General features: G+C 41.4%; 4 protein-coding genes. All 4 read right to left on the minus strand.

The window, feature by feature from the left end:
- The coding region (locus tag ACVRZH_RS09885) for an HAD hydrolase family protein (protein WP_447455115.1) at positions 1-148 on the minus strand (148 nt) is incomplete at its 3' end.
- Between the two features lie 132 nt (positions 149-280).
- The gene (locus ACVRZH_RS09890; protein ID WP_447455113.1) at positions 281-1846 is read right to left on the minus strand and encodes a recombinase family protein; all 1566 of its coding nucleotides are present in this window, start codon (positions 1844-1846) and stop codon (positions 281-283) included.
- 2 nt (positions 1847-1848) lie between these two features.
- Positions 1849-3054 carry a recombinase family protein gene (locus ACVRZH_RS09895; protein WP_447455114.1) on the minus strand — a complete coding sequence of 402 codons (1206 nt, stop codon included), beginning with the start codon at positions 3052-3054 and terminating at the stop codon, positions 1849-1851.
- Positions 3055-3221: 167 nt separating this feature from the next.
- A complete protein-coding gene (locus tag ACVRZH_RS09900; protein ID WP_447454743.1) occupies positions 3222-3383 on the minus strand; it encodes an SHOCT domain-containing protein in 162 nt (53 codons plus the stop codon).
- Positions 3384-3394 lie beyond the last annotated feature (11 nt).

A 3394-nucleotide genomic window follows, 5' to 3' on the forward strand; every position in this document is an offset into this window, starting at 1 on the left:
AAGCCAACATTCCACGACCACTAGCTATAGTCAATAACCATCCCATAGAGTCAAAACCATTTAAAACATGCTCAAAGCGCTCCTTATCATAACTACCAAAACTATCCAAAAAGGTGCCATCCATGTCCGTTGCTATCACTTTAATCATACAATCTAACCTTTATCCTCTCAGGGGGGTGCAAACCGCTCAAAGGGGGTGCAAAAATAGTCCCGTAGTTTCTCATCCCATTATAACACAGAAAACAAAAAAAGGCGTGCCAAACTGACACGCCCTTATCATTTATAAATCAATCTGTACGCCATTTTTGAAGGTTAGGCTGATTTTCTTATTTTCCTTTATATCCAATCGCTCGACACTAGTCTGCCAGAGTTCTTGGTTGAAGGCTGTGATGAGGTCATCCTGCTCTTTGAGTTGTTGGATAAAACGATCAAGCCTTATGCTTTTACTTTTCTGATCTCTCAAGGTTGAATTGGTCTCATGTAGCTCTTTCTGTTTTTCTTGGTAGGCTATTAACAGATTATCGTATTGCGTTTGATAAAGCTCTTGATTCTGAGCCTTCCTTGCATTCCTATCAACTAAATCCATTATGTCTTGTCGGATAGTTTCAAGTTGTTGCTCCAAATCATCAATCCTGTCTTCAAGTGGCGAGGTATTTTTTGCCATGTCAATTAAACGTTCCGTATTGGCAATAATCTCATCTCGATTACTGAGAAGCTGATTGATGGCTGAAAGAAACCATGCTTTAATCTCTTCTTCCGTCACATGAGGTGTCTGACATTTGTGCTCACCCTTATACTTGGCATTGCACTGGTAGATGGTTCGTTTGTACTTACTGGTCGAATGCCACACCTTACTTCCAAAAGCTGACCCACAATCACCGCAGAACAGCCTTCCTGTGAAGATATTACTGGTTTGCCGTTTCTTTTCCAACTTATCCAATTCAACCTGAACCAAATCAAAGACCGCTCGGTCAATAATGGCATCATGGTTATTCTCCACGTAGTACTGAGGAAGTTCCCCTTCATTGGGTTTGGTGCTTTTCATCAAAAAATCTGTTGTAAAACTTTTCTGAAGAAGGGCATCTCCCTTATATTTTTCATTCCTAAGCATACGCTTAACTGTGCCATAACTCCACTTACTTTTTCCTTGTGGGGTAGGAATACCTTTCAAAGTTAACTCTCTTGCGATTTTGTTGGGGTTGTTTCCCAATAAAACCTGATGAAAAATGTACCTAACAACCTTGGCTTCGTCGTGGTCAATCTCAAACCCACCCGTGTCACTTTTCTTGAAACCTAGAACTTGGCTGTAGGAAAAAGTCACTTGTCCTTCAGCCAACTGACGTCTTCTCCCCCAAGTTACGTTCTCCGAAATGGAACGGCTCTCTTCTTGAGCGAGACTCGACATAATCGTGATAAGGAGTTCTCCTTTAGAATCAAAGGTCCAAATATTCTCCTTTTCAAAATAGATTTCCACATCTGCTTCCTTGAGTTTTCGTACCGTTGAAAGAGAATCAACCGTATTTCTCGCAAACCGACTGACTGACTTGGTCAGGATAAGGTCTATCTTACCGTCAAGGGCATCTTCAACCATTTCTTGAAAGCCAAGTCGCTTTTTCGTGTTTGTTCCACTAAGCCCTTCATCGGAATACATCTTGACAAATACCCAATCTGAACGACTGTTGATGTAGTCTGTGTAATATTTCATCTGTGCTTCATAGGAAGTTGTTTGGTCTTCATGGTCAGTTGATACCCTAGCATAGCCTGCCACTCGTCGTTTGGTAAAACTCGGCAGGTCAAGCCTATGGCTTACTTGTTTGGCTGGTTCAATCGTGATGACTTTTTTCATATCTATCCTTTCTGAATGATGACGTGTTTTTCTTCGCCATTGCTACAGGTGGCTTTGGCTTCATTGGTCACGCTATTAAAAGCAATATGGTGAATATCTTCTGTCTTTAAGGTCTCACCAAAAGCTTGAAAGAGTTGTTTTTCTGTAATGGTACGTCCTAAACAAGCCTCAACACCCTTGGCATCTCTTGTCCTGCAGTAATACCTCACTCGCTTTTCTTGATTGGATTTAGCTTCCAAAGTCAAAAGCATGTCTAAACCGCAGTGCTCACAATACACTTTGCCTTGTAACTTTGCTAGGGCATCATGCTTTGAGACTCTCCTCCTAGCACGTCGCTTTTTCTCTTGATTGACCTGTTGGAAATACTCTGGTGCCACAATGGCTTCATGGGCATGCTCAACGATATACTTTGTCATCTGCCCTTTATTCGGAACAGAACGACTACCAAACTTGTCTCGAAAGGTTTTCTGTAAAATCAGTCGTCCGCAGTAGGCTTCTTGGTCAAACATGTTGTAGATGACTCGCTTAGTGAAACGATTACCCTTTCTTGTTCTCTCACCCTTATCATCAAGGCGTTTAGCTATCTTGGGAGCTGAAAGACCTGCCATATACCAGTCAAAGACCTGTCTAACAATAGATGCTTCATGGGGTTCAATCACATACTCTTTCCCATTCCACCGATAGCCAAAGATATCTTGGGGAATATAAGGTTTCCCTTCTTCAAAGCGTTTCTTCACTCGCCATCTGATGTTTTGACTGATAGACTGTGATTCTTCTTGAGCCATTGAAGCCAGTAAGGTTAAAAGCAACTCCCCTTCAGCGGTTAGGGTGTCAAGGTTCTCCTTTTCAAAGCGAACACTGATACCAAGTCTCTTTAACTCACGAACGGTTTCCAAAAGCTCCACCGTATTTCGACCAAAACGTGATATAGATTTGGTTAAAATAAGGTCAATCTTTCCCTTACGACAATCTTCAAGTAAGTGTTGAAAGTCTTGTCTACGGGATTGAGTTCGTCCACTAATGGCTGAGTCGCTGTAAACGCCCACATACTCCCATTCTGGATTTGCCTGTATCAATTGGCTGTAGTGACTCGCTTGATTGGATAAGGACTGAAGTAAACTCGTATGCGAAACCCTAGTGTATGCGGCCACTCTTAACGTCTTGATGGCACCTACCTTTTGGGCTTGTATCGTTTTAACTTGTTTCATTGATACATCTCCTTTTTTAAGATACAAAGGGCGTAAAAAGCAAAGTAAAAATAGGAGCTGGACGAGCGGTGCTTGCACCAGAGAACAGCTATCTTTTTTACACAGCTTTTAGCCTATGTTCAATTTCGCTACTATATATCACTCTAAAGCCCTTATTTATCAAGTCTTTAGCCCACTAATTGACTCATAAATGGCTCATATGTTTCAAGCATCTTAGCCTTAAACTCTTGGAAAATGGTTTCAGTAATCAGTCCTTCTGATAGGAGTTGGTTAGCCTGAATCATACTTAATTGGTAGGCTATTTCATCCTCTAAATAGTCTTTTCTCATCTCTTTTCTCC

It is taken from the genome of Streptococcus fryi (assembly GCF_053206505.1).